This window comes from Neorhizobium sp. 2083, assembly GCF_031455615.1.
In the GTDB taxonomy this organism is placed as follows: domain Bacteria; phylum Pseudomonadota; class Alphaproteobacteria; order Rhizobiales; family Rhizobiaceae; genus Neorhizobium.
On record NZ_JAVDTC010000002.1, the window covers coordinates 572,885 to 599,036 of the forward strand.

Genomic DNA, 26,152 nt, shown 5'->3' on the forward strand with positions numbered 1-26,152 from the left:
ATGAGCCGGTTGCACTTCCTGGGGCTCAGTAGACGCTCGAACTGCGGCGTCGTCGCCGGGGTGGATTTTATCCTTCCCGGGATTTTGATAGGGTTGCTTAGAGGCCTGCTCTTTAAGAGCCTTAGTAGCCTTGGCTTTCTGACCTTTGAGCCCGAAGAAGCGAATACCGAGCGCTCAGCAAGTCGCGGACCCGGGTTTTCCATTGGGTGAACATTGCATTCTCCTTAGGAGACTTGGCGCCTCCCATTCCATAACGCGCTCATTGCCTGGATATAGCAACAACAAAGATGAAAGTAACCGATCCAAATCCTATAGCGCGCGGAGCGAGGCGGACCGCCTCATTCCGTCCACTGCCACCCATTGTGGTCGTGGCGTAAGTCAAGTGTCTGGCAAGGCTTGCGCGGATTTGTCTTCATGACAACCAGGTGGTGTCGAAGGCGGACCACCGCCCTAACCACCGAGCGGGTGTCAAGACACCAAAATAGTTTGGGCCGATAACGGAGGTGATGCGTTGTTCTATACAACGCGAGAACAAGCCTATGATTTTCCTATTGTCGCTGACCACCGACCTGAGTGCAGAGTCCGCCCACGTCAAACGGCAACTCGGGGAGCACTTTGATATAACCTCAGCGGGTCCTCTTGTGTTTGTGGATTTCGAGGGCACCGCCAAGGAATTGACGACAAACATTTCCCTCGCCGCCCCAAACAACGCCTCTTTTTTCGTAGCGGCTTTGAGTGACTGGGATAGCAAGAACACACGACTCGCAGATCAATGGCTTGGGGAAAAAATGAGCCGCACTATCTTGAACCGTTTCCCCTCGAACACTGAACCAGACTAGCGTGGGACACTTCACTGAAGCGAGGCCAACTCTGGACGTTTCGGTCGGTCGATCGAGAAGTTCAGGTTAAAGAGAACGGTGCCCTCTTCATCAACCACTGTCATGACCCACGTGTTTCCCAACCAGAGGCTCATGTCGTTATCAATCAACATCTCACTCGCGCCCTGCATGGCTTCAATACGCGCCTCGTCCTCGCTGCCGAGCACGAGGCCCCCATGATCAACGGCCATTCTGCCGTCTTTTGTGTGAAAGAAGTATCTTGGCATGGGCCACCTCCGACCTGGTATGGGCGGAAGCTGTGTGCTCACGCGACGGCGCCCGGGGCAACTGTCATCGCTAAAAACAGGCTGCGCCTTGCTGACCGCCATGTCCAGAGAAATCGGAGGCCAGCGACGTCGCTTGGGCCATGTCACTGAACCCGCAGTCAATGTCTCAGAGAATAATCAATTATTTGCAGCAAATGTGCTTCGCGCCTGCTCGCCCGAGTCACAAATGGTGAGCAAAGAGAAGACCCAGGCGTTTTTCCCGCCCGGGCCTTCAAACAGTCTGTCGGATATTCATCGGGTCACCTGTGGGGTTGGGCGTCAATAGCTCCAACGGGTAAAAGCACGATAGCGCCCCTTATCCCTTCCTGCTTTGCAACACCATCACGGAAACGGGAACCCCACGCGCTGTCGACGGGCGATATCTCTCGCGTTGATCACCGTGCAGTACATGTCGGCCTGACTCTCGGAGAGATTTGTAAGGCAATAGGTGGAAGGCATTGCCGGCCCACCGGTAAAGACGTCGTAAACCGTCCAGCCGAGATCGAGTTCCTGACGAACCGCATACCTCATTGTTTCGTCGGCCATGCTAACCTCATGAAGGATGGCAATGGCCAAGATGGTCGTTGTGTCCACCGATCTTAAGTACATTAGCATGTATGGGCGCCGACTCCTCGCTAATTCGGCGAACCCGTCTCCCGAGGCCGAAAGAACGGAAGTGCTCCTGGAGACCCATCCCTTTAGAGGGTTTCCGACATAGGGCGTATCCGGTAGCATCCGGAGATGCCCAACCGCACCTTTGAGTTGGATTTCACGCCTACACCATTGTGGTGGAGGAAGATATGGCTCTCGACCATGTCTGGGCTCTTATGGCCCAGCCCGTCCCGGGTCCCGAGGAAATGGCCGACGCCGTAACCTTCCTCGACATGCGCACCGTGTAAGTGAGGTTCATGGCGATCATTCCCGCCCATGTTTCGTTCGACGACCTCTCCTGGATTCCTCATACCGCTTTCCCAATTGACGGAGACCGAATTCGGTGCCTCGGCAGCGTTTGCGCGCGCGCGTAAAGTAGGTTCACCTCCTGAAATGTCGGGTGGTTGGGCGCAGAAACGCCCAAGCGACAGGCCTTAGTTTGGCGACCAGACCCGTCCGACAGCAGATTTGCACAACCGTCGCACCCGTACCCTGCAGGGCGGAGTAGGTGTGACCGAGTCGTGAGTTGTTTGAAATGGTGACTTTTTCTGCTGTTATGGGTATCGCTAATTAGGTACCGCGTAGTCGTCCGTTTTCCTGCGAAGTTCTTCTCTGTATTGCCCAATCGCATGACGGACGCCGTCTTCCGGATGGCCGGTGATAACGGCTAGCTCTAAGACAGCGGCCTCAGTGCCGAGGACGTCGAAAGCAACAAAGGCTTCAACTTCGTCTGCGTGGTAGGAGCTTTGAGGGAGCGTGCTGTAGGCTCCAAGAAGGGTCGCTTCTGGCAGCCCTTCAAAGAAGACGCCGACGTGGCCGATGCCGTCATAGAGTATGGTTTTGGTTATGCGCATATTGTCCTCCAGCGACGGCCATGGCATTTACCGAGGCAGCCTGTTTGAAAGGTTATAGGGACGAAGAGGTGTAGCTGGCCTGAGTTGCGTCTGCGGTGTCGTCACCCACACCAAGGATGTTGATGAGCGCTTCTCTTTCTGGGCCGAACGGTTTCTGGTTGAGAAAGTCGGCAACGGGCATTTGTGTCTGATGGCCACCCGAGGGCTCGTTTGCTTTATGAAGAACGAAAGCTTGGTGAGTAGCGTCGTCGGTGAGCAGGAACCATCGATCCCCATTCGAGCTGGTGGAAAACTGTTGTAGGTTGTTCATGTCGCTTGTTCCCGTTTGGTATGGAGGCCGGCCGGATCGCATGCTCTCGTCATGTTGAGGAGGCAGGGGGCCGGCCAGGCTGGCGATCGTTAGCCAGAGCCTCATCAAGGGCGGCTTCGGTAACCGCAATGGCTTCCGTGAAGGCACCTGAGGTCAGCATGATCGTCAGGGTTCGGTGGTAGCCTTCCCACATCACATTGAGCGGCTCCTCGACGACCTGAACATCGAATTCGCCAGGAGCATGTGCCTTATCCATTCCCGGCAACATGAAGGCGTTCTGGAAGGCGACCCGCCTTACGCTTGTCTTTATGTTCATGATTAGCTCCTCGAACAGTGCCACTCAGGCTAGCGTAAATCGGCAGCTCTGAGCGTGTAGGTCATGCCGCGTTTCGGATTGTAGAGCTTCAGTGCAATCTGCTGGATTTTGGATCGAGCAGCATCAAAGGCACGCAGGTAATCTTGCTTTGACAGTCTGGTGGCTGAAAGAGCGCCAGCGTCCACGAAGAACTTGACTTCGAACATGCCGTCATAGCCGGTGAAGCGTATCAGGTTCCTGACGTCGTCGAAGCTTCTGCTCGTGTTCGGGAAAGCTAATGTCATAATATGCTCCGATTGTGGGTCTGACGGCCATCCGGGGAGATCCCCTGTACGAGGCTGCCATCGTTGTGGACGACTTAGGTGCGCCGTGTCAGTGGGTAGGCATCACCGTCATAGAGTGCCTGCATCTGGGCGCCATCGTACCGCGCTTCATCCACTTCCAGGACCGAACCGCGAAGCAGGGAGCTCGGGAATTCCTCAATGGCAAAACGCAGAGCTTCGGCAGCCGTCTCAAAGCGCCGGTAACGGTGGCCGCTTGCTCGTTGCCTGCTCCGGCACGGATAGAAGCCCGCCCCCTCGTTATAATTGAACCGGGACTTGCTGCTGAACGGGACGGCCACTTGTTTGGCCGACGATACCAACTGGGAGGGGCCGGTCACTGCGTGAAGACGGCGAGAGAACGGTTCTTTTGGCGTTTCCTTAGCCGAACTTGCCGCTCATCTAACCGTGCCTCTCGTCGGTGCAGAGCAAGCCTTCCTCTTACGTCTTGAAGCTTGACCGCATCAGAACCCTCTTCAGCAATGGGTCGGTTGAACAGTTGCTCAATGGAGTGATAGTTACTTCTGATCATTTTGACATCCCCAGGTTCCGGCAAGACACATGTGCCTTGCCCACTCCTGCCGACGGCGGAGTTCTTAACGTCCACAAAGATCGAGGTTTGCCAAGCAACCGGCTGTGCCGGGAGGATCGGGTAGCCAAAAAGGCTGCAACGTCTCCTAGATATGGCCATGAATCTCCGAGTTACAAGGCGACCGGTTAGGCTTATTGAATTCGCGGCATTGAGCGCTACGCCGGTCTTCTTGGCGCGCAGTCCACGGCCGACGCGCTGACGAAGGGCGACTTCCGCCTTCATTTCTTCGGCCAGCTGCATAAGACTGATCACCGGGCAGTCAATACTGACATCCAGCATGTTGGTGCCGATGACGATATCGATCTCCATCTCGCCGGCCGTGCCCTTCGATACGACAGGAACATGCCAACACTGCGTCCGAGGCTCATGCAGAAGACTTTGTTCTCCACCGCCCCATCGAGGTCCTCGATAAACGGCTTCAGAAGGCGTGTCATCGGTCTTCGCCCTCGGGCTGCGATATCTGACCATTGGTGACGGCGACGGCCAACTTGTCTCGGGCTCCGGCAAGCGAAAGGCGCGCATCTGCTTCGGGATGATTGAAGCGCCATCGTTCGATAATTTCAGGAAAAAGGACCGAACGGGACGATTGATGGTTGAAACGTTGGACAAGGGCGCAAATCGCCCCGATCGGGACTCTCAAAAGGCTGAGAGGCGAAGGTGTTGATGGAGAGGGTCTCTAGTCACTGGCTAAGGGCCGGCAAGATCCGGAAAAGTGATGCGGAAAACTGTTCCGGTTGCCTTTGACAGTCTTCTATTAAGTAGCTGAAAAATAAGAAGAAATATAGATTTTCTGGGGAACCTTTGGGCATCAGTCAACAGGACGGAAGAGCGGCAATAATTTCCGCTTTCGAACCTCAAGTTTGCGGTGAGGCGGCCAGAAAGCGCCCGGCGGCTTTGCGCCGTCATGCCGGTCCTTCACACCACCCGCACTAGTTTCTGGAAGCTGTCGGTCTGCTGTTCGAGCGGCCACGTCCGGAACGCGGCCGATAGGTGACTTCGATAATGACAGAACGCCCAACATGAGCCTCAGACAGCGTCAATAGTCTCGTAGCATCCGTAGGACGAGCCTCTCCAGCGAACTCGTTTCGGTATCGGCGCGCCGACCAACGCCCTCCGCATTTTGCTGCATTGCAGGAACAACAGAGACCAACTTCACGCTTTAAAATGAATGGTCACCGAAAATGAGTTCCCATTCTGTGCCAGTGCGGTCATGTCTTTGTGAACGCTCGTACGAGCCGTTGCTCGACGACACACGAATCAAAGAGCTGATTTATGGAAAATCCGGTTGCACTGAATCGTCGTTCCGAGAACACGGTCTTCCGTAAAGGGGATGTCTTCGTACTCTTCGGCGAACTGTTCGGCCGCGGATATGCCACCGGCTTGCTCGAGGAAGCCAGACGGGTCGGAATGGAGATTGTAGGGATCACCGTCGGGCGGTGCGACGAGAACAACGCCCTGCGGCCGCTCGACGCGGAGGAACTGTCTTCGGCGGAGGCCCAGCTGCACGTCAGAGACCCTGGTCGGCTCGTGGTCGCTGCCGAGGTTATGTGCTCGGGGGGGAGCATGGGAGGAACAGGTGATCCGCAGCACTCTCCGTGCAAGATTTGGATCGAAATGTCGGCCGCTAATGCTCGTCACTGAGGATGATGCCGCCGAGAATAACTTTGTCTTCCTCCTTGAGAACCTTCTCGCCCCGTACAGCTCTCGCGAAGTAGACGAACCCTCCGAGAGGGCTCCGGTTCACGATCGACGGCTGTTGCGGTCAATCGCAGATATCTACGGCCCTCACTCGATTTTCGAACGCGTAGTTTCATACGGCATCGGCGAGGGTGAGCGTGGCATCGAGCGGGTCCCTCACCACTGGGGATCGATGCGGAAGGTATCATGACGGACGCGCAGGACCAGGTTAAAAGTCAATGTATCTCGACGGTCAACAACAAGGAGGGAAATATGAGTAAGATAAAGGTTCAGGCGGATGAACGAGCTCACCAGTACGACTTGGCAATATCGCTATTGAGAACTGAAACCGAAGCCGTCGCAAGATCTCGCTTTCGCACATGGACGGGTGGCAGTCCTACCGCTGGTGAGGAGTTCGAAGCAGCGCGCCTTGATTATGAATCAGAAAAAGCCAACGAGTAGTTTCAGGGCACATCGTTGGCCTTGTGATCGCTCTATCGAAACCGTCTTCGATTGTAGCGATCACGCCGATGGGCACATTCCGCCCCGCCCGCGATATTTAGCTGGCGGTCACTCCCAGGAGGCGGCAAAGGCAATTCGCTCCAATGTGGCGAGTGGAACTCGCAGGAACCTCTTTCCCAGCTTTCGATCCTGAAAATACGGCGTCGATCCGGAAGCGATATTTGAGCCCAAGGCCCGAAAGGCTGACACAACGTCGACCTCAGACACCCCAGTGAAACGCGAAACAGACCCCTTCTCGATCATGACAAGCTGCTCACCATCCCAATGCGAGATGAAAGCCTGCGTGTTGTTGATATCTCCCTCAGCCTTCCCACATGGGATATGCCCGAGTCCAACGTGTGCAAGGATCGTCAAGGCAGATTGGCGCGCCGTATCATTACCGGCGGTCGTATTGCCTTTCGACGCACAAGCAGCTTGATACAATCGGGAGATCGCCTCGATGGGCAAAGTTTTTTCCCAATCGACAACGCAAGCGCGGATTAGTTCGTCTCCCGACGCAGCGAGCTGAGCAAACCTAGCCGCGGTCGACCGAACGAGGCTGTCAGCACCTGCCCCAGCTAAATGTTCTATATAAGCCGATACGTTGCGTGCAAATCTCGCCTTGATTTCGTCCTGATTTTTGACAAGCCTTTTGATCCACTTTAGATAACTATGACCGGAATAAGTGGCTATCAAGGCTGACAATTCATCTGTTTGCTTCGCCCGTTCATCTTCAGTCCATGAAGACGGCCAAATACCTCCGTGCCTGCGGAGGGGCACGGCAATCGTCATCAATCGGGCATCTTGCCCGCTGCCCTTTCGTCTAGCTTTCAGCGTATCAAGATCTACTTCACCGGTTAAGACAGCGGTCGTGCACCACCGCAGATTTGGGAAATTGGCGCCCTTCGACCGGGACTTTCCCCTTCCGTTCGCGGCCGTATAGATGAAAGGGGATAGAGCCTGCTCAATCGCCGGAACATCAAGTGAGTTCAACTCGTCAAAAACAGCCACGTTGTCGGAGCAATATTGCAACGCCTCCTCGAATGCGCGTGGAGTGGAATCGAATGGCTGCAGTTGCCTATCTGACGGCGGGCGAGTGATTCCGTTGATAAGCGCAGCCAGCGTCGTCTTCCCGGTGCGGCTCTCGCCCCCAAAGTAAATCACAGGACGCTCAGGCGACGGCAATAGACCCAATAAAGGCTGAGCAAAAGCGATCATGGTTGCCGCCGCGACGAAGTCGCTCTTCGTTGCAGCCTCGTCGACGAAGTCTATCAATTCGTCGTTCCGCGCTTCAGGATAAGGTATGTGCTTTCGGCGTAATTCCTGATGAAGAAAGAAATCCGCACTGTTTTTTTCTTTGTGTATTTCGCCATTGAATACGAAACATCTTCCATGCCAACCACTCCGAACCGCGACCACTGCTGAGGAAGGACGAACGTTTTTCAACGCCTCGGCCAACCGCTGCTTGATGACAGGCCGATCGAAAAACTGCAGCCCCGCGTTAAGGAGTTCCGGCACGCATTTTCCAGCATCTGTTGCATCTTCTGCTGGCATCCAGATACGCACGACCGGCCTGTTGCCTACTCGAGCGTAGACGCCGACGCTGGGTCTAGTTTCACCCTCAACTTGGGCTTCCTTCCTTACTTCGATCACCAATTCTTCAGCCATCAGGCTCTCCATTTTTTACTTACTCACTTACCTGAAATTTCACCGCCCCCTACGGCGAGGATGTAAAACGACCTCGCCCTGCAGTTTCGATACCCACCTCGCAAACAGACGCATCCTTGCCTCTAATTGCCATGTTGGGACCCACCTTTGAGCAATTCATCGATAATCAGCTGCAAATCACGGTATTCGAATTTTTCAATCACTACGGCCGGAAGGCCGGTACCGATAAGTAATTCGGTGACGTGATGAGCAGCCATCCAAGCCAACCATTCGACCTTGGCTGGCCCTGTCAGATGATTGGATCTGCCTTCAATCAGGCGGCCATCTTCTCCTACAATTTGATTTCGAAGTTCAGGGACCTGCTTGAAGAAATAGCTCAGGACTCGAGCACGATCCGCCGGCGTTCTCACAGGCTCAAGTTGTACCGGCCGAAGGGCCGAGGACCGCTTTTTCAGCACGGATTTAAAAACAGCCCGAAGGTCCATGCTGGGCACGCCGTCGACAAGGAGATGGCAGTGGGGTTCGAATAAAACCGCCTGACCAGACGTAGGAGCCGCGGAGATTTCCACCATGCCAACCGCCCAAAAGTCAGGGAATGATTTCTGGAGCAGGTTGAGGGCCCTGCGGATTCCGCGTTTGAAGGCGTCGATGTTAAACCGCGTGAGATCGCCAGATCGCCGCCGGTCAGCGGTATCGGCAAAGGTAAGATGGTAGAGATCTGTATAGGTGGAAGAGAGGGACTTGTTCAGCTCTCCCAATGCCCAAGCTCGGGCACGGAATTGCTCGAAGGCGCAAGCGGCACTCGCTCTACGGAGGTCAACCCTGTTCCAATCGAGATGTAAGGCATTGGAGGCAAGATCAACCCGTGCTGCCTGGAGGGCTTCGAGCCGATTTAGCTGCGCAGCTACGATGCCGTCCACCGAGAATGTATTAGAACTGTGAATGCTTTTCAGGGACCCGCGGATCTCAAATTCGCGATCGTGCAGATAACGCTCCAGTCCACTTCGCCCGGTCGATGTTTTACTCATGAGCGCATCCTCCTATAAAACGACGTGCACGGAGTGTCGTCGTTGGAGGGCGGCAAGTTCGATTGACCTTCTGTGCGAAGGATCTTTGTTTATAACCAAACGCGTCGCGCAGCCGTCGGGCAGCATGATAATCCATGGGTAACCTTTTTATAGGGAGGGGGAATTCAAGCGGCAGAGGCGGCGATCTCACCGCCTCTCGCCTCGGATATGCTGCTAGTCCCGGAGGTCGCCAAAGTCTGTCAAATTAAGCTGGTCACGAGACCCGGGCGCCTGGACAAGGCGATTGACCAAAACACCAACACCGAATGTAATCACGCGGTCGGTGATCCGATGGACACCGTAGTTTTGGGCAAGTTCGCCAATCAGTTCTTCACTTTCCACGCAATATGGCCATGCCGGGACGCGCGGATTTCGGTGAATGTAGCCGTACAGGAGATTTTCATGAAGGAAGGCACTGGCTCCAAATTGCCTAGCAATGCTTCCATGGGGAACGAGAGAAGCAACACCGCCGTCATAATTCTTTAAAATCGAAGCAACCTGTTCGTCAGCGTCAGCACGCCGCGTGCCGGAGAATTCAATCGCGACTACCTTACGACGACGAGCTTGTTCCAAGACCAGGCCAGTGGTGCCGATGAAAAGGGAACCTCCGCGGGTGAGCGAAGAGCCAAGACGGCGAAGTAACCCGTTGCCTGCCGAGATCGGGGCCATGCTCCCGTCGCCGATTTTGATAGACGCGTCTTCGAGAATTAACGCTCCTCTATACCAGTCATCCATCTGAAACTCGGGCTTACGCCGGAATTTTGTCAACACCGCTTCCATGTCGGAACCGCACCGCGGGCAGCGCCCGTCTAAACATGGGAAACCATCGTCACACGCCGGCAGCGGTGGTAGATGTTTTTGGAGGCGAAAAAAATGGTCCAGCAAATCGCGCTGGCCCTCAGCAAATGTGAAGTCCATGACCTACCCTCAGATCTCATGTTTAAGAACAGCGGCTCGGCTTATGCCTAGCAGCTAGGTTAATTTACCGGGGTGATGATTGGATCTTTGCGGACACTTATGCCCAAGCATTGCCCAAGCAACGTATTTAGCGCGCTTGCGATCTTGGCATCTTTATCGAGGCCGTTTGGGCACGAAGCCAGCGTTCGCGGCGTAGTCACCACGTTGACATCGTAGGGGTCACAGGTTCAATCCCTGTCACGCCCACCATCCAGTTAGTTGACATCGTTAAGAAATCCGCTTCGGCGGATTTTTTCGTTTATGGCCTCCCCGTTAACCCGCCCGTCCCGAAACGGCACAGCTGCGTCCAAAATTCTTCACCAGCCTTGCTGGCAATTTGGTCATCTGCGCCTGTTACGGTGTTACGGCATCAGGGAGGGGCAGCATGGCGCAGTTCAAGAATTCGGAACATCTCGTCCAGGCCGCAGCGCCGGCTTTTGAGAAGGAGTGGATGCCGGGGCAGAAGGTGCCGAATGCGGGCATCTACCGCTGTCGGACCTGCGGCGACGAGATCGTCGTCCACAAGGACGCCGCCATCCCCCATATTCATCATGAGCATTCGCTCCTCGGCCCCGTGACCTGGAAGCTGCTCGTCTTCGCTCAGAAACACCCCTCGCGTCCCTGACGGCTCGCATCGGCAACGGTTCATGCTGTTTTTGAATTCGGCTCTTTTTTCGCGGGAGCGTACTGAATCGGCCGAAACCCGCCTCGCACCACGACATGGAATGTGCCAAATGCGACCCACCGCGTCATTGATGCGGGATTTTCCCCAATTTGCCCCGCCCGACCTTCGGCGGGGCTTTTTTGTTCCGGGCATCTGATTCGGCCGGGTTCCTTTAACGGGGGCCGAGCGCGTTACACCCGGCAATCAGAGAATCGCATTGCCGGCGGCAAACGCGAGCACCACGAAAACCAGGAAAACGACGAGGAAAAGGAAGAAGAGAATCTTTGCGATCCCGGCTGTCGCGGCGGAAATGCCCGAAAAGCCGAGGAAACCGGAAATCAGCGAGATGACCAGGAAGATGAGAGCCCATTTCAGCATGGAATGTGTTCCTTCACGTTGATGGTCCGATAACGCGAAGAAATGTTCCAGGGTTCCCAACAGCCCTAAGACCTTGCGGCCGGAACCGGCCTACCGGAAGAGATGCGCCGCGCCAGCCACGCCGATCGTCACCCTGTCGCCCGCGGACAGGGTCTCGCGACTCGGAATGTCGAGGCGGAATGTGAAGGCATCGCCGAGCGTGATCCGCACATCCGAAATCGGTCCGCAGAAATTGATCTCGGCGACCGTTGCGAAAACCCCGTCGCCGCCGTTTTGCGCAACGGTGATCTGTTCGGGCCGCAGCATGATCTCGGCCTTGCCGCGATAGGCGATGTCATCGACCGGCAATACCCCGAGCGGGCTCTGGGCGCGCCCATCGGCAACCTCGGCCGGCAGCACGATCGCCTCGCCGAGGAAGGCCGCCGTCGCCACGTCCACCGGACGCGAATAGACCTCGCGCGGGCTCCCCACCTGCGCGAATTTTCCCGCCCGCATCACCGCCACCTGGTCGGCGAAGGCAAGCGCCTCGCCCTGGTCGTGGGTCACCAAAAGCGTGGTGATGCCGGCCGCGGTCAGCACGTCGGTCACCGCCTTGCGGGTCGCGGCCCTGAGGCCGGTATCCAGCGCCGAGAAGGGCTCGTCCAGCAGCATCAGCCTCGGCTTGCGCGCCAGCGCCCTGGCAAGCGCTACGCGCTGCTGCTGGCCGCCTGAGAGCTGGTCCGGCTTGCGGGCGAGCATGGCCGGGTCGAGCCCCACCATATCCATCAGCTGGGCGATGCGGGCGTTCTTCACCGAGGCCTCCGCCTCCAGCCCGAAACCGATATTCTGCCGGATCGTCAGATGCGGAAACAGGCAGCCGTCCTGCGCGACGATGCCGATGCCGCGCTTGTGCGCCGGCACCTGGGAGCGGGCGTCGGCAAGCTGCTGGCCGGCGAACACGATGCGGCCCTCGTCCGGCGCATCGAAGCCGGCAACTAGGCGCAGAAGCGTGGTCTTGCCGCAGCCGGAAGGCCCGACGATCGCGGTGCGGCTGCCGGCCGTGACCGACAGGTCGACGCCGTCGAGGGCCGCGACGGAACCATACTGTTTGCGCAGGGAGGTCAGGGTAAGAAACGTCATCGCCCGGCGATCTTTTTCGATTGGTGGTGGAGAAGAAAGGTGAGCGGCAGCGAGAAGGCGACCATCAGCACCGCATAGGGCGCGGCGCCCGCATAGTCGATCTCGCCGGTCAGCGCCCAGAAGGCCATGGCGAGCGTGCGGGTGCCGTTCGGTGCCAGCATCTGGGTGGCGGTCAGTTCGTTCATGATGCCGAGCGAGGAGAGCGCCACGCCCGCCGCAGCCCCCGGCGCCGCAAGCCGGATGGTGGTCGCGAGCAGCGCATTGCCCGGCGAACGGCCGAGGCTTGCCGCCGCCTGTTCGATCTCGACCGGCACCTGTGCAATACTGGCGCGCAGGCTCACCAGCGCGCGCGGCAAAAACATCACCACATAGGCAAGCACGATGGTCGCAACGCTCTGGTAGAGCGGCAGCATGGCCCGCACGGTGATGGTCACCAGCGCCAGCGCCACGACGACGCCCGGCATCGAGCTCGCGAGATAATAGCACCCTTCCAGGAACCGGCTGGCGCGGGTCGGCCGACGCACCGAAAGCCAGGCAATCGGCACGGCGGCGGCCGTCGTCGCAAGCCCGCCGATCAGGCAGATGGCGAGCGTCTGCCAAAGCGCCAGCCCCACCTCGTCAAGCCGCCATACGCCGGCCCCGCCGGCGATCAGCCAGCGACTGAGGGTCAGCACCGGAACGCCGAGCGCAAACGCGGCCGTCACGGCGGGCAGGAGGAGAGCGACGTATTTCCATTTGCCGAGCCTTGCGATCTTCGGCCGGCGGGCGACGCCGGGCCCAAGCCGCGCATACCGGCTGCGGCCTCGCAACGAGGCTTCGAGGCCGAGCAGCACGAAGCAGCAAAGCACCAGCACCAGCGCCAGCATATAGGCGGCAACGCCGTTATAGGTCGACTGGAACTGGTCGATGATCGCGGTCGTGAATGTGTCGAAGCGGATCATCGCAAACAGCCCGTATTCGGCAAGCAGATGCAGGCCGACCAGCAGCGCGCCGCCGCAAAGCGCGAGCCTGAGCTGCGGCAGCACGACGCGCCGGAAGACGGCAAACGGCGCAAGGCCGAGCGAAGCCGCCTGGTCCTCCAGCGCCGGGTCGAGCAGCCGGAAGGCCGCCGAAAGAGGGAGATAGAGAAACGGAAAATAGGCGACGACCGAGATCGCCACGCCGGCCGGCAATCCGTTGAAGCCGGGCCACAACCCGATCCAGGCATAGGAATGCACGAAAGCCGGGACCGCAAGCGGCGTGACGCAGAGCCACGACCAGAACCGCGCGCCCGGCAGGTCCGAGCGCTCCGTCAGCCAGGCGAGCGAAACGCCGAGCACGGCGCAGATCGGAATGGTCAGGACGACGAGAAGGACGGTATTGACGAGCAGATCGCCGACCCGGGAACGGAAGATCAGCTGCAAGGCCGTCTCCCAGCCGGTGACGACGGTGGCCCAGAGCACAAAGCCGAGCGGCAGAAGCGCCAGCAGCGCCACCACGACCGCGATCGTCAGCGTCCAGGACGATGCCGCCGGCAGGCGGGCTCGCGGCGCGATCGTGATCCTGGTCTCTGTGGTGGAAGTCATTGCCGGTCCGAAAAGATGAGACATCGCAGGTACGCCCTGCGATGTCTCCATGCAACTGGTATCGGCCGCTTTTTAGAGCAGGCCGGCGGCGGTCATCATGTCGGTGACCTTGGCGTTGTTGAGCGTCGACGGCTCGACCTTCGGCGCCTGGAGATCGGCGATCGGGGTCAGGGCCTTGTTGGAAGCCTCGCCCTTGCCGACGGCGTATTCAAAGGAGGTGCCGTCGCGCAGAACCTTCTGGCCGCCCTTGCCGGTCACCCACTTGAGGAAGGCCTGGGCCTGTTCCTTGTGCTTGGAGGAGGCAAGGATGCCGCCGCCCGAGATCGACACGAAGGCGCCCGGATCCTGGTTCTTGAAATAGTGCATGCCGACGTTCTTGGTGTTCTCGCCGGTCTTCGCCACGTCGCCGAAATAGTAGTAGTGATAGATCAGCGCGCCTTCGAACTGGCCGGCATTGACCGCCTTCATGGCAGTCGAGTTGCCACGGATCGGGGTTGCATTTTCCTTCATGCCCTTCAGCCAGGCGGCGGTCGCTTCTTCGCCCTTGAGCTGCAGCAGCGCACCGACGATCGCCTGGAAATCGGCGCCCGACGGAGAAGCCGTCCAGCGGCCCTTCCATTCCGGCTTGGCAAGGTCGAGCATCGACTTCGGCAGCTTGTCTTCGGTCAGCTTGGTCTTGTCATAGGCAAAAACGGTCGAGCGGGCGGCGATGCCAACCCAGTTGCCGTTGGCCGGATGGAAGCCCGGCAGAACCTGGTCGAGCGTCGCCTTTTCGATCGGCGCAAACAGGCCCTTGCCGTCGACCAGCACCATGGCCGGCGAATTTTCGGTCAGGAACACGTCGGCCGGCGAATTGGCGCCTTCCTGAACGATCTGGTTGGCGATTTCGAGGTCGCTGCCCTGGCGGATGGTGACGACGATGCCGGTCTCTTCCGTGAAGGCCTTCGCCCATTCCTTGGTCAGCCCTTCATGCTGGGCATTGTAGATGGTGAGGCTGTCGGCCACCTGCGCCGAAGCCGGCGAGGAAAGGGCGAGAACGGAAAAGGCCAGGGCAACGCCCGCGGCCAAGCTGAATGCAGTCTTCAAGATCGCCTCCGCAAGAAGTCAGGAATTTGACGAGGCCGTCTTAACCAAAGCAGAGATTTGCGGTCAAGTTTATTTCCGCCTAATATGTAACAAACGCGTGACTTCCGTTTACATTACAGGGAGATAACAACATCAGGCCAAACTGTCGCGGTCTCGGTGCACCCCCTATCGCCATAGGCCGTGTCCCACGCACAGTTGCCGGCAACAACGTCCATCAGCATCGACGCGGATATCCGCGCGGGCGCACGAATCAGCTATGGCTCTTTCGAACACATCGGGAACGGGCATGGCTGTTGCTTATCTGGAAAAGCTGAACGACGCGCAGCGGCGCGCGGTGGAGCATGGCGCGGACGTGCCGAACGGCGGCGCGGCCGGCCCGCTTCTGGTCATCGCCGGTGCCGGTTCCGGCAAGACCAACACCCTCGCCCACCGCGTCGCGCATCTGATCGTCTCGGGCGCCGACCCGCGCCGCATCCTGCTGATGACCTTTTCCCGCCGCGCGGCTTCGGAAATGGGCCGCCGCGTCGAGCGCATTTGCGCCCAGGTGCTCGGCGCCAATGCCGGCATCATGACCGATGCGCTCGCCTGGGCCGGCACCTTCCACGGCATCGGCGCCCGCCTGCTGCGCCTCCATGCCGATCAGATCGGTCTCGACCACGACTTCACCATCCACGACCGGGAAGATTCCGCCGACCTGATGAACCTGGTGCGCCACGAACTCGGCTTCTCGAAGACCGAGAACCGGTTTCCGACCAAGGGCACCTGTCTGCAGATCTATTCGCGCGCCGTGAATTCCGAAACCCCGCTCGACGAGGTGCTGAAACTCTATTTCCCCTGGTGCTCCGCCTGGGAGCCGCAGCTGCGCGAACTGTTCGCCTCCTATGTCGAGGCCAAGCAGGCCCAGAACGTGCTGGATTACGACGACCTCCTGCTCTACTGGGCGCAGATGATGAGCGAACCGGCGATTGCCGAGGATGTCGGCGGCCGTTTCGACCATGTCCTCGTTGACGAATACCAGGATACCAACCGCCTACAATCGTCGATCCTGATGGCGATGAAGCCCGGCGGCATTGGCCTCACCGTCGTCGGCGACGACGCCCAGTCGATCTATTCCTTCCGCGCCGCGACGATCCGCAACATCCTCGACTTCCCCAACACCTTCGACCCGCCGGCCAATATCGTCACCCTCGACCGCAACTACCGTTCGACCAGCACGATCCTCGCCGCCGCCAACGGCGTCATCGATCTCGCCCGCGAGCGCTTCACCAAGAACCTCTGGACCGACCGCCAGTCGGAGGAACGCCCCCGCTTGGTCGCCGTCAAGGACGAGACGGAACAGGCCAACTACATCGTCGAGAAGATCCTCGAAAACCGCGAGACCGGCATGACGCTCAAGCAGCAGGCAGTGCTGTTTCGCTCCTCGCATCATTCCGGCCCGCTCGAAGTCGAGCTCACCCGCCGCAACATCCCTTTCGTGAAATTCGGCGGTCTGAAATTTTTGGACAGCGCCCATGTCAAGGACATGCTGGCGGCCCTGCGTTTCGCCCAGAACCCGCGCGATCGCGTCGCCGGCTTCCGGCTGATGCAGCTCATCCCCGGCATCGGGCCCCAGACGGCCGGAAAAATCCTCGACGCCATCGCCGCCGACCCGGAACCGCTGGCAGCCCTGCAGGAAATCCCAGCCCCGCCGCGCTCCGGTGCCGACTGGCCCGCCTTCGTCGAGATGCTCGCCGCCGTCCGCAAGGGCCAGGGCTGGCCCTCCGAGATCGGCCTTGCCCGGCAGTGGTACGAACCGCATCTTTCCCGCATCCACGAGGACGCCGAGACCCGCAAGGCCGACCTGCTGCAGCTCGAACAGATCGCCTCGGGTTATACGTCCCGCGAGCGTTTCCTCACCGAACTGACCCTCGACCCGCCGGATGCGACAAGCGCCGAATCCGGTACGCCCCTGCTCGACGAGGATTACCTGATCCTCTCAACCATCCACTCCTCCAAGGGCCAGGAATGGCGCTCGGTTTTCCTCCTGAACTGCGTCGACGGCTGCATCCCGTCCGATCTCGGCGTCGGCTCGACCGCCGAGATCGAGGAGGAGCGCCGCCTCCTCTACGTGGCGATGACCCGCGCCAAGGACCATCTGCACCTGATGACGCCGCAGCGTTTCTTCGTGCACGGCCAGGCCTCGCAGGGCGACCGGCACGTCTATGCGGCCCGCACCCGTTTCATCCCGGCCACCCTGCTGCAATTCTTCGAAACCGCCGCCTGGCCGGTCGTCGCGCCGATGTCCGAGGCCGAACGCCAGGCCCGCCACCAGGTCCGCATCGACGTCACCGCCCGCATGCGCGGCATGTGGCGATAGCGAGCCCGAAAATCGTACCGGTCGTCATAAGCTTTGGACACGATTGTGGGATGAGCCGTCATCAGCCGATTGCAACAGCCGGGTAAGCCGGCGCCTGTCTGCATGTGAGGCCTGGATATACCGGAGGATCGAATTCGCATGAACGGCATCGACGTCTTCGACGGGCACAACGACTCGGTTCAGTACATGTCGGACTACAAACCCGGCGGCCGGGATTTCCTGGCCCGCTCCGAGGCGGGGCCTCTCGATCTTCCCCGCGCAATGGAGGGGCGTCTCGTCGGCGGGCTGTTCGCCCTTTATGCCCATCCCGAGCGCAAGCCGGAAAACAACGTGACGCAGACCAGCGACGGATACGAGGTCCGTTATGCGGAGGCCCTGGACGAGGGTTATGCCCGCCGGCTGATCGACGCCCAGCTTGATGCGATGAACCGATTGATCCGGCGCTCGGACGGCCGCATGCGGCTCGCCACCGGCGTCGATGAAATCAACGCCGCCCGGGCCGCTTCCGCCTTGGCCGTCGTGCTTCACATGGAGGGCGCGGAAGCGATCGGCCCCGGTCTCGACTATCTCCACACCCTTCACGCAGCAGGCCTGCGTTCTCTCGGCCCGGTCTGGAGCCGCCCGAACATCTTCGGTTACGGCGTTCCCTTCGCCTATCCGAGATCGCCCGACACGGGCCCCGGACTGACCGATGCCGGCCGGGATCTCGTCAGGACCTGCAATACGCTGGGTATCATGATCGACCTCGCGCATCTGAACGAGCGCGGCTTCTGGGACGTGGCAGCCTTGAGCACCGCCCCGCTCGTCGCCACCCATGCCTGCGCCCATGCCATATGCCCCTCGACCCGCAACCTCACCGACCGGCAGCTCGACGCCATCCGCGATACGGACGGCGTCATCGGCTTCAACCTCGCAGTCTACGACATCCGCGCCGATGCGCATCTCGATGCCGATACGCCGCTCGACCTCGTCGTCCGCCACATCGAATATCTCGTCAACCACGTGGGAGCCGATAGAGTAGCCCTTGGATCGGACTTCGACGGCACCGTCGTGCCCCGCGAGATCAAGGATGCCAGCGGCCTTCCCCGCCTCTTAGAAGCCATGCGCAAGGCCGGATTTGATGAACCGGCCTTGAAGAAATTCGCCTTCGAAAACTGGCTCCGCGTCTTCGGCCTGACTTGGCAGTGCTGACCGGAGAAGACGGCCAAATGGCGGTCCTGCAATGGTTTTATCCCGGCTTGTCCCCTCGCCTGTCGCATTGACTTCGCCCGGGCCGGGTGGGAAACAACCGACATCATTCGGGTATCCAGGGAGGGGATCGAGATGACCAGCCGCAAGATCGTTCTTGTGCAGGGCGCCTGGGGTTCGAGTGCGAGCTGGACGCCGGTCGCAGATATTCTGCGCGGCATGGGCCATCAGGTCTTCGTGCCGAGCCTCACCGGGCTCGGCGAACGCACCCACCTGTTTTCCGGAGCGATCAACCTCGACACCCATATCGCCGATGTCTGCGGCCTGATCGAAGCCGAAGGCCTGGAGGAATTCGATCTCGTCGGCCATTCCTATGGCGGCATGGTGATAACCGGCGTCGCCGACCGGTTCGCGCCCCGCATCCGCACGCTCACCTATCTCGACGCCTTCCTGCCGGAAGACGGCCAGTCGGCGCTCGATCTGCTTGGTCCCGAAGTCGCGATGGCCAACCTTGCCATGGCCGGCGAACATGGCGGCGTCGCGGTACCGCCTCCGGCCCGCCACGCCACCCGCGTGCCGGAACATCTGCGCCATTACATGACCAGCCGCTCGCCGCATCCCTTCGCCTCGATGATCCAGAAGATCAGGCTGACCGGCGCCTACCGGAAAATCGCGAAAAGGCTCTACGTCTCGGCCAATATCGACCAGTCGAAGATCTTTTCCGGCATCTACGCCAAGGTCGGCGCCGATCCGTCCTGGGCATCCATGGAGGTGCCGAGCGGCCACATGCTGCAGCTCGAAATGCCGGAAAAGATCGCCCGCATCATCGCTGACTTCATCGGCTGAGACGGCAGCCGGCCACTCTTGTCGGCGATCACCCGTACCGCTCAGAGAAGGTCCCGCCAGCCCCTACCGGCTCTCCCGCCCGCCCCCATGCCGTTCCAGAAGCTCGATCTGTATCTGCTGCATTTCCGCCAGCCGCTCCCATTGATGCGCCATCTGGTGGTCGATCTTTTCGTGGAGCTGGCGGATTTCCAGTTCGGCGCGCAGGTTGATCATGTAGTCGTTCTCGGAGCGCATCCGGTCCTTCTCCTCCTGCCGCCGCTGGCTCATCATGATGACCGGCGCTTGCAGCGCCGCAAGGCATGAGAGCACCAGATTGAGCAGGATGAACGGATAAGGGTCGAAAGGCTGTGCGAACAGGCCGACGACGTTGATCCCCATCCAGACGACCAGCACGCCGAGGAAACTCAGGATGAACGTCCAGGAACCGCCGAAGGCAGCGACCTTGTCGGCCACCCGTTCGCCGAAGGTGGGACTGCGCTCGAGCAGGTTCGCAGCGCTCGTCTGCACGGTCGAGGCGCCCTTCTCGAAACTGTCGAGCACCTGCTTGTCGAGCTCGGAAAGCTCGCCACGCTCCTCGTCGAGCAGCCTTTCCACGTAACGGCGTCGGAAGCGCGCAAGGTCCTCGTCGCAGATCAGGCTGTTCTCATCGCAACCCTTCACCTCCTCGACGATCATCTCGGCAAGGTGCGGTCGCAGATATCCGGTCCTGTGCAGTCTCGACAACGGAAAGGTGCGGCCGCAGATGATGCATTGTCCGGTCTTGGTGGAGGCCAGATGCCTGCTCATTTCATGCCTCTTCCGTCTTCTTTTCCGTATGCATCTGCAGCGGCGACAGATGGAAGAGCCGCGGCGAGAACTTATCGCGAAACGCTTCCGAACGACCGATATAGATGAGCGTCATCCCATCGAGACGGCTGAGCACGTCCAGCAGCCGATCCTGGGTTTCCGGCTCGAGGCCTTCCAGCACGTCGTCCATGATCAGCCATTCCGGCTTCCGCAGCGCCGCGTTGGCGATCGCGAGCGACGCTTCCTCGTCCTTGTCGAGCAGCCGGTCCCAGCGCTCCACCTCGTCCAGCCTGTGCACCAGGCGGCCGAGCCCGACCTTTTCCAACGCTTGCGTCAGCGCCCTGTCGTCGACGCCGGCAAGCCCGGCCGGATAGGTCATCACCTCGCGCAGCGTCGCCGTCGGCAGGTATCCGTCCTGCGGCATCAGGATCATGCTGCTCACCGGCGGCAAGCCGATCTCGCCGCGCCCCCAGGGCCAGATGCCGGCCAGCGCCTGGAAGAACAGGTGCCTGTCGGCGCCGGGATCGCCGTTGATCATCACCCGCTCGCCCGGTTTGATCCGGCAATCGCCTTCCACGACGCGCACACCGTGTCCCGCCCCGGCCAGCTCGGGATCGCCATGAACCGTGATCCCGCAAAGGCTGATGCCCTGGCCGGCCGGCGCCTCGCGATAGGCGATCACCTCGCCCCCCTCGGCCGGACTGTCCATGGCGAGCAGCGCATTGCGAAAGGAGGAAACGCGGTTCAGCGTCGCCCGCCAGTCGGCGATGACGCTGAAATTGACGACATACCAGCGCAGCGCCTGATTGACCTGGTTGAAGGCGCCGACCGCCATCATCAGTCCGCCGAAGGAAAGCTCGCCGGAAAAATACATCGGCGAGGCGATGATGATCGGCGCCACCAGGGCCAGCCAGCCGAAGCCGGCCGACACCCAGGTGAGATTGGCGAGCGCCCAAGCGAGCTTGCGCAGCATGCCCAGCACCCCGTCGATCGCGAAATGCACGCGGGTGAGCTCGTTCGCCTCGCCGCGCGCCAGGGCAATCGGTTTCAGGTTCTCGTTGGCCCGCACCAGGGCTGCGCGCAGGTCCGCTTCGCGCGCGTAACGTTCGGCATTGAGCCGCGGCAACAGGTTGCCGACTACGTTGCTGAGCACAGAACCGAGGAGCGCGTAAAGGACCGTCGCCCATACCATGTAGCCGGGGATCGAAATGGTGCGGCCGGCGAGATGGAAGACGAAATCCGACGAGATCGCCCAGAGCACGCCGATGAAGCTTGCCAGCAGGATGGTGGAATTGACGAGGCCGATCGCCAGCGCCGTGGTGTTTTCCGCCAGGATGCGCGTGTCCTCGTGCAGCCGCTGGTCGGGATTGCTGGCGATCGTGCCGGCCCCGGCGAGTTTCAGCGCCCGGCCAGGCTTCAGCCAGACGTCAGCGAGATCACGCGCCAGCCCCTCGCGCATCCGCATCGCCGTGATCTGGTTCAGCCACTGCTGGACGACGTTGAGCAGGGTCAGCGAAAAGGCGATGACGCCGAAAATGACGAGCTGGTTTAGGAATTCCGGCATGTCGCGACGTTCGAGCGCATCGTAGAACGGTCCGTTCCACTCGTTCAGCCGGTAAGTCGCATAGGTCGTCGCGAAGATGACCAGAAGCAGCGCCGCCGTCAGCACCAGGACGCGATTGCGCACCGGCGCATTCCAGAATGCCCCGCCCATCATGCGGAGCTGGCCACCCAGGGAAAGCTCGAAGGCCGGCACTACGCCTTCGGAATTCTGCGACATCTACTGCGACTCCTACAATCACCCTCGTCGATCCGAACTTAGCATGCGTTTGCGGCTTGCGCAGCCTGAAGGGTCGGACGTGGTTTATATGGTGGCGCAATCGTCGATCTGCACGCCGCCCAGCATTTCGATCCCGAATGACGGTCAATTCGTCAACGTCATACGGTCACGATCGACCATTCGGCTGGGGGGACCAATATGACGATCGGCCAAAAGATAGCATTGCTTGCCTTTGTGATGTTCATCGCAGTCGCCGGAATTATTTCTCGGCACCTCATGTTCGGCAGTTTCAACATGGGGGACAGAACCGGCACGATCGGACTGATGGCGATCATCCTCGCCTTCATCTTCGGGACGGCAATAGCGGCGATTTTTCCCGAGGCGTTCTAAGCTCCCCGCCGCCGAAGCTTCGCCTCTCCCGCAGCTTCTACGTCCCGCTAAACTATTGCTATTTCCGTGCCTATATGTTACTGACCGACCAGTCAGTCATAAATGTGAGCCCGCCATGGCCGAGAAGAAAAGAGAAAGACGCGATCCGCAGCAGCGCCGGACGGAAATCCTGGCCGCCGCCTTCGCCTGTTTTTCCGAACGCGGTTTCGCCGCCACCCGCATGGAGGATGTCGCTGTTCGCGCCGGCATCGCCAAGGGCACCGTCTACCTGCATTTCCCCGACAAGGAGGCGCTGTTCACCGAACTCGTCTCCGGCATCGCCTCGCCGATCCTCGGCCAGATCGACGGGCTGGCCGCCAACCAGGCGATCCCGCCGCGTTTCGCCATCTCGATGTTCTACACCCTCTTCAAGCGCGAGGTGCTGGAGACCGAGCGCCGTCATCTTCTTCGGCTGATTTTGGCCGAGGGCCCGATGTTTCCGGGCGTCACGGAATTTTACCACCGTGAGATCATCTCCACGGGCCTTGGCGTGTTGCGCATCCTCCTGAAGCGAGCGGCTGACCGCGGCGAATTGCACAATCCGGCGCTGGCCGAAATGCCGCAGATCGTCATGTCGCCAGCGCTGCTCTCGATCATCTGGACGACGCTGTTCGAACCTTACGAGCATCTCGACACCCAAAAGCTCTTCGACACCTTCCTCGATACCCTGTTCGTGCCGGAGGGGAGCGCATCATGAGACGCATCCTCGTCATCCTGATCCTCGCAGGCGCCGCCCTCGCCGCCCTGCCCTTCATTTTCGCCGATCGCGCGCCACGCCCCTATCAGGGCTGGGTCGAGGCCGACACGCTGTTCATAGGCACCGAGACCATCGGCCGCCTGACAAAGCTTGATGTCGCCGAAGGCCAGGCGATCGAGGCCGGAACGCCACTCTTCAGGCTCGACACATCCGGCGAAGAGGCGGCGGTCACCGCGGCACGCGCCGCCCTTGCCCAGTCGCAGGCTGCGCTCGATCTTTCCGAGGCCGCGCAGAAGCGCCCGGAAGAAATCGACGTGCTGCGTGCCTCCGAGCGGGAAGCCTCCGCCCGGCTGGAGCTTGCCGAACAGGATCTCGACCGCACCCGGGTCCTTGTCGAGCGCGGCACCGCCACCCGCGCCAATCTCGACACCGCCACCGCCACCGAAGCCGCCAACCACGCCGCTCTCGACAATGTCCGCAGCCAGATCGTCCTCGCGGCGCTGCCTGCCCGCAACGAAACGCTGCGCCAGGCACGCGAAACGGTCGCCGCCGCCAGGGCCGAGCTTGCCTCGGCCGAGGCAGCCCTCGCCCGCCGCTCGGTTTCGGCACCGGCCGCCGGCAGCATCGAGACACTCTATTACCGCATCGGCGAGGTCGTCCCGGCCGGCCGGCCGGTCATTGCCCTCCTGCCGCCCGAAACCGTCCGTATCCGCTTCTTCGTGCCGGAAACCGAGATCGCCAGATTGTCGCTTGGCCAGCCGGTCCGCGTCACATGCGACGCCTGCCGGCCGACCGATGCCAAGCTCAGCTTCATCGCCAAAAACGCGGAATACACCCCGCCGGAAATCTACAGCCTCGAGGAGCGCGCCAAGCTCGTCTATCGCGTCGAAGCCGTCCCGGCCGATCCGAAGGCGCTGCGCCCCGGCCAGCCGGTCGATGTCGTGCCCGGACCACGCCCATGACCGCCGGAACCTACGAAGCCGACGCCCCCGAAACCGTGATCGACGTCCATCACCTCACCAAGAGTTTTGGCGGCCGCAAGGTGGTCGACGATGTTTCGATGTCGGTGAAAAAGGGCCGCATCCACGGCTTTCTCGGCCCCAACGGCTCCGGCAAGACCACCACCATCCGCATGCTCTGCGGCCTCTTGACGCCCGACAGCGGCGACGGCACCTGCCTCGGTTTCGACATCCTGACTGAGAGCGACCGCATCCGCCGCCGGGTCGGCTACATGACCCAGAAATTCTCGCTCTACCAGGATCTCTCCATCCGCGAAAACCTCGAATTCGTCGCCCGCGTCTACGGCCTGTCCGATCCGCACGGCAAGGCGAGTGCGGCGATCGAACGCCTCGGCCTCAAGGGCCGCGAGAAACAGTTGGCCGGCGAATTGTCCGGCGGCTGGAAGCAGCGCCTCGCGCTCGGCGCCTGCATCCTGCCCGAACCCGCGCTCCTCCTGCTCGACGAACCGACCGCCGGCGTCGACCCCAAGGCCCGCCGCGATTTCTGGAACGAGATCCACGCGCTTGCCGCCGACGGCCTCTCGGTGCTCGTCTCCACCCATTACATGGACGAGGCCGAGCGCTGCCACGAGATCGCCTACATCGCCTATGGAAAACTGCTCGCCGAAGGCACGGTGGACGAAGTGATCGCCGGCACCGGCCTCGTCACCTTCACCGTCTCCGGCCCGGATGTCCACCATCTGCAAACCGAACTCGAAAACCGGCCCGGCATCGACATGATCGCCCCCTTCGGCACCAGCCTGCATGTCGCCGGCCGCGATGCCGCGGCGCTGGAACAGGCGATCGTCCCCTATCGCGAAAAGCCCGGTCTCAAGTGGGAAAAGGGCGAGCCGACGCTCGAGGACGCCTTCATCGACCTGATGCGCCGCTCGGAGGACAATTTCAAATGACCCCGGCACCAGGCAGCGTGAACGGCAACGGCAATGGCGGCTCCTTCGGCCGCTTCTGGGCGATGACGGTCAAGGAATTTATCCAGATGACCCGCGATCGCATCACGCTCGCGACCATGGTCATGCTGCCGATCATGCAGCTTTTCCTGTTCGGTTTTGCGATCAACACCACCCCGCACAACCTGCCGACCGCCGTGCTGATGCGCGAAAACAGCGATGTCGGCCGCTCCATCCTCGCCGCCCTGAAGAACACCGATTTCTTCGAGGTGAAGTCGGTCGTCACGCGCGCCGAGGACATGGACGCCCTCCTGCAATCCGGCGAGGCCCTGTTCGTCGTCGAAATTCCCCAAGGTTTCGAGCGGTCGCTGCGCCGCGGCGATTCTCCCTCGCTCCTGGTCGCAGCCGACGCCACCGACCCGGTCGCCTCAAGCTCCGCGCTCGGCGCGCTCTCCGGCATCGTTTCCACCGCACTCGAAAACGACCGGCATGTCGCCTTCGCCGAACCGGTGAAACCCGCCTTCCAGATCGTCCAGCATCGCCGCTACAATCCCGCCGGCTCCTCGACTTTGAACATCGTCCCCGGCCTGCTCGGCACGATCCTGACCATGACGCTGCTGATCTTCACCGCGCTTTCGGTCACCCGCGAGGTCGAGCGCGGCACGATGGAGAACCTGCTCTCCATGCCGATCAAGCCGCTCGAAATCATGCTCGGCAAGATCGCGCCCTACGTGCTGATCGGTCTCATCCAGGCGCTTGTCATCATCGGCGTCGGCATCCTCGTCTTTCGCGTGCCGATCCTCGGCGATCCCGTGTCGCTGGCGGCGGCGACCTCGCTCTTCGTCGTCACCAACCTGTCGATCGGCTACACGTTCTCGACGATCGCCGCCAACCAGCTGCAGGCCATGCAGATGGCGATGATGTTCTTCCTGCCGAACATCCTTCTCTCCGGCTTCATGTTCCCCTTCGCCGGCATGCCCGACTGGGCGCAATGGATCGGCGAGGCGCTGCCGCTCACCCACTATATCCGCATCGTCCGCGCGGTAATGCTCAAGGGCGCCAGTATCGAGACCCTTGCCTATGACACGCTGGCGCTGGCCGGCCTGATGGCCGTCGCCATGCTGATCGCGGTCCGCCGGTTCCGCCGCACGCTGGATTGAGATCGGTAAAACCTACGTATTTCGCCGGTGTTGCCGCATCGCGATAAGCCCGGATTCCGCCTTGCATTATTCTCGTGCATTGCACAAAATCCTGGCAACGATCATCGACCGGCCACGAAAGGCCGGCAAGGGCAG

27 protein-coding genes and 1 pseudogene are annotated in these 26,152 nt (G+C 60.6%); 12 read left to right on the top strand and 16 right to left on the bottom strand.

Annotated elements, in window-relative coordinates; translation table 11 throughout:
• Window positions 1-551: 551 nt before the first annotated feature.
• Window positions 552-839: a hypothetical protein gene (locus J2X76_RS11025; protein WP_310215875.1), complete on the top strand. Its 288-nt coding sequence runs from the start codon at window positions 552-554 to the stop codon at window positions 837-839.
• A gap of 11 nt (window positions 840-850) precedes the next feature.
• Here the strand turns inward: J2X76_RS11025 and J2X76_RS11030 are convergent, their stop codons facing one another.
• From J2X76_RS11030 to J2X76_RS11060, 7 genes are all read right to left on the bottom strand, one after another.
• The gene (locus tag J2X76_RS11030) at window positions 851-1,105 is read right to left on the bottom strand and encodes a DUF6894 family protein (RefSeq protein WP_113286221.1); all 255 of its coding nucleotides are present in this window, start codon (window positions 1,103-1,105) and stop codon (window positions 851-853) included.
• A gap of 381 nt (window positions 1,106-1,486) precedes the next feature.
• Window positions 1,487-1,690 (bottom strand): hypothetical protein, encoded by a 204-nt coding sequence (locus J2X76_RS11035; RefSeq protein ID WP_132408640.1) that lies wholly within the window; start codon window positions 1,688-1,690, stop codon window positions 1,487-1,489.
• 671 nt (window positions 1,691-2,361) lie between these two features.
• Window positions 2,362-2,649 carry a hypothetical protein gene (locus tag J2X76_RS11040; RefSeq protein WP_113286220.1) on the bottom strand — a complete coding sequence of 96 codons (288 nt, stop codon included), beginning with the start codon at window positions 2,647-2,649 and terminating at the stop codon, window positions 2,362-2,364.
• Window positions 2,650-2,701: 52 nt separating this feature from the next.
• Complete coding sequence (locus tag J2X76_RS11045; protein ID WP_113286219.1) at window positions 2,702-2,959, bottom strand: hypothetical protein; 258 nt, start codon at window positions 2,957-2,959, stop codon at window positions 2,702-2,704.
• Window positions 2,960-3,008: 49 nt separating this feature from the next.
• Window positions 3,009-3,275: a hypothetical protein gene (locus J2X76_RS11050; protein WP_113286218.1), complete on the bottom strand. Its 267-nt coding sequence runs from the start codon at window positions 3,273-3,275 to the stop codon at window positions 3,009-3,011.
• 29 nt (window positions 3,276-3,304) lie between these two features.
• Window positions 3,305-3,559 (bottom strand): DUF1488 domain-containing protein, encoded by a 255-nt coding sequence (locus J2X76_RS11055; protein WP_113286217.1) that lies wholly within the window; start codon window positions 3,557-3,559, stop codon window positions 3,305-3,307.
• 373 nt (window positions 3,560-3,932) lie between these two features.
• Window positions 3,933-4,496 (bottom strand): hypothetical protein, encoded by a 564-nt coding sequence (locus J2X76_RS11060; RefSeq protein WP_310215880.1) that lies wholly within the window; start codon window positions 4,494-4,496, stop codon window positions 3,933-3,935.
• A 963-nt stretch (window positions 4,497-5,459) separates the two neighbouring features.
• On the opposite strand from J2X76_RS11060, the pseudogene J2X76_RS11065 reads away from it, so the two are divergent.
• Together J2X76_RS11065 and J2X76_RS11070 are read left to right on the top strand one after the other, a co-directional pair.
• A pseudogene (locus J2X76_RS11065) lies at window positions 5,460-5,690 on the top strand (enoyl-acyl carrier protein reductase FabMG); the annotation flags it as partial.
• A gap of 381 nt (window positions 5,691-6,071) precedes the next feature.
• Window positions 6,072-6,326 (top strand): hypothetical protein, encoded by a 255-nt coding sequence (locus tag J2X76_RS11070; RefSeq protein WP_113286214.1) that lies wholly within the window; start codon window positions 6,072-6,074, stop codon window positions 6,324-6,326.
• Between the two features lie 108 nt (window positions 6,327-6,434).
• Here the strand turns inward: J2X76_RS11070 and J2X76_RS11075 are convergent, their stop codons facing one another.
• From J2X76_RS11075 to J2X76_RS11085, 3 genes are all read right to left on the bottom strand, one after another.
• A complete protein-coding gene (locus tag J2X76_RS11075; protein WP_162736523.1) occupies window positions 6,435-8,033 on the bottom strand; it encodes a DUF927 domain-containing protein in 1,599 nt (532 codons plus the stop codon).
• A gap of 122 nt (window positions 8,034-8,155) precedes the next feature.
• Entirely contained in the window at window positions 8,156-9,061 is a 906-nt protein-coding gene (locus J2X76_RS11080; RefSeq protein WP_113286212.1) for a hypothetical protein, read from the bottom strand.
• A 213-nt stretch (window positions 9,062-9,274) separates the two neighbouring features.
• The gene (locus J2X76_RS11085; RefSeq protein WP_162736522.1) at window positions 9,275-10,018 is read right to left on the bottom strand and encodes a hypothetical protein; all 744 of its coding nucleotides are present in this window, start codon (window positions 10,016-10,018) and stop codon (window positions 9,275-9,277) included.
• 424 nt (window positions 10,019-10,442) lie between these two features.
• On the opposite strand from J2X76_RS11085, the gene J2X76_RS11090 reads away from it, so the two are divergent.
• Window positions 10,443-10,682: a hypothetical protein gene (locus J2X76_RS11090; RefSeq protein ID WP_113129492.1), complete on the top strand. Its 240-nt coding sequence runs from the start codon at window positions 10,443-10,445 to the stop codon at window positions 10,680-10,682.
• A gap of 243 nt (window positions 10,683-10,925) precedes the next feature.
• Here the strand turns inward: J2X76_RS11090 and J2X76_RS11095 are convergent, their stop codons facing one another.
• The 4 genes from J2X76_RS11095 to J2X76_RS11110 all read right to left on the bottom strand — a co-directional run bounded on the left by J2X76_RS11095 (window position 10,926) and on the right by J2X76_RS11110 (window position 14,869).
• The gene (locus J2X76_RS11095) at window positions 10,926-11,099 is read right to left on the bottom strand and encodes a DUF1328 domain-containing protein (protein ID WP_113129493.1); all 174 of its coding nucleotides are present in this window, start codon (window positions 11,097-11,099) and stop codon (window positions 10,926-10,928) included.
• 90 nt (window positions 11,100-11,189) lie between these two features.
• A complete protein-coding gene (locus J2X76_RS11100; RefSeq protein ID WP_310215886.1) occupies window positions 11,190-12,218 on the bottom strand; it encodes an ABC transporter ATP-binding protein in 1,029 nt (342 codons plus the stop codon).
• Window positions 12,215-13,783, bottom strand: a complete 1,569-nt coding sequence (locus tag J2X76_RS11105) for an iron ABC transporter permease (protein ID WP_310215889.1) — start codon at window positions 13,781-13,783, stop codon at window positions 12,215-12,217. Before J2X76_RS11105 ends, J2X76_RS11100 begins: the two co-directional genes overlap by 4 nt.
• A gap of 72 nt (window positions 13,784-13,855) precedes the next feature.
• Entirely contained in the window at window positions 13,856-14,869 is a 1,014-nt protein-coding gene (locus tag J2X76_RS11110; protein ID WP_113129495.1) for an iron ABC transporter substrate-binding protein, read from the bottom strand.
• A gap of 286 nt (window positions 14,870-15,155) precedes the next feature.
• Between J2X76_RS11110 and J2X76_RS11115 the strand changes: the two genes are divergently transcribed.
• The 3 genes from J2X76_RS11115 to J2X76_RS11125 all read left to right on the top strand — a co-directional run bounded on the left by J2X76_RS11115 (window position 15,156) and on the right by J2X76_RS11125 (window position 19,259).
• The gene (locus tag J2X76_RS11115) at window positions 15,156-17,225 is read left to right on the top strand and encodes an ATP-dependent helicase (protein WP_310215893.1); all 2,070 of its coding nucleotides are present in this window, start codon (window positions 15,156-15,158) and stop codon (window positions 17,223-17,225) included.
• Window positions 17,226-17,363: 138 nt separating this feature from the next.
• Window positions 17,364-18,416, top strand: coding sequence for a dipeptidase (locus tag J2X76_RS11120; RefSeq protein ID WP_310215896.1), 1,053 nt, complete (start codon window positions 17,364-17,366; stop codon window positions 18,414-18,416).
• Window positions 18,417-18,548: 132 nt separating this feature from the next.
• A complete protein-coding gene (locus J2X76_RS11125) occupies window positions 18,549-19,259 on the top strand; it encodes an alpha/beta hydrolase (protein ID WP_310215898.1) in 711 nt (236 codons plus the stop codon).
• 63 nt (window positions 19,260-19,322) lie between these two features.
• On the opposite strand, the gene J2X76_RS11130 is transcribed toward J2X76_RS11125, so the two are convergent.
• Complete coding sequence (locus J2X76_RS11130) at window positions 19,323-20,045, bottom strand: DUF1003 domain-containing protein (protein WP_113130697.1); 723 nt, start codon at window positions 20,043-20,045, stop codon at window positions 19,323-19,325.
• A gap of 1 nt (window position 20,046) precedes the next feature.
• Window positions 20,047-21,825: an ABC transporter ATP-binding protein/permease gene (locus tag J2X76_RS11135; RefSeq protein WP_113130696.1), complete on the bottom strand. Its 1,779-nt coding sequence runs from the start codon at window positions 21,823-21,825 to the stop codon at window positions 20,047-20,049.
• A 198-nt stretch (window positions 21,826-22,023) separates the two neighbouring features.
• On the opposite strand from J2X76_RS11135, the gene J2X76_RS11140 reads away from it, so the two are divergent.
• The 5 genes from J2X76_RS11140 to J2X76_RS11160 all read left to right on the top strand — a co-directional run bounded on the left by J2X76_RS11140 (window position 22,024) and on the right by J2X76_RS11160 (window position 26,017).
• On the top strand, window positions 22,024-22,215 hold the full coding sequence (locus tag J2X76_RS11140; protein WP_310215900.1) for a hypothetical protein: 192 nt from the start codon (window positions 22,024-22,026) through the stop codon (window positions 22,213-22,215).
• A gap of 115 nt (window positions 22,216-22,330) precedes the next feature.
• Window positions 22,331-22,951, top strand: a complete 621-nt coding sequence (locus tag J2X76_RS11145; RefSeq protein ID WP_310215903.1) for a TetR/AcrR family transcriptional regulator — start codon at window positions 22,331-22,333, stop codon at window positions 22,949-22,951.
• Entirely contained in the window at window positions 22,948-23,913 is a 966-nt protein-coding gene (locus J2X76_RS11150; RefSeq protein WP_310215904.1) for an HlyD family efflux transporter periplasmic adaptor subunit, read from the top strand. The genes J2X76_RS11145 and J2X76_RS11150 overlap by 4 nt, the downstream gene beginning before the upstream one ends.
• The gene (locus J2X76_RS11155) at window positions 23,910-24,860 is read left to right on the top strand and encodes an ABC transporter ATP-binding protein (RefSeq protein WP_310215907.1); all 951 of its coding nucleotides are present in this window, start codon (window positions 23,910-23,912) and stop codon (window positions 24,858-24,860) included. The genes J2X76_RS11150 and J2X76_RS11155 overlap by 4 nt, the downstream gene beginning before the upstream one ends.
• Window positions 24,857-26,017 (top strand): ABC transporter permease, encoded by a 1,161-nt coding sequence (locus tag J2X76_RS11160; RefSeq protein ID WP_310215909.1) that lies wholly within the window; start codon window positions 24,857-24,859, stop codon window positions 26,015-26,017. The genes J2X76_RS11155 and J2X76_RS11160 overlap by 4 nt, the downstream gene beginning before the upstream one ends.
• The last annotated feature ends 135 nt before the right edge of the window (window positions 26,018-26,152 follow it).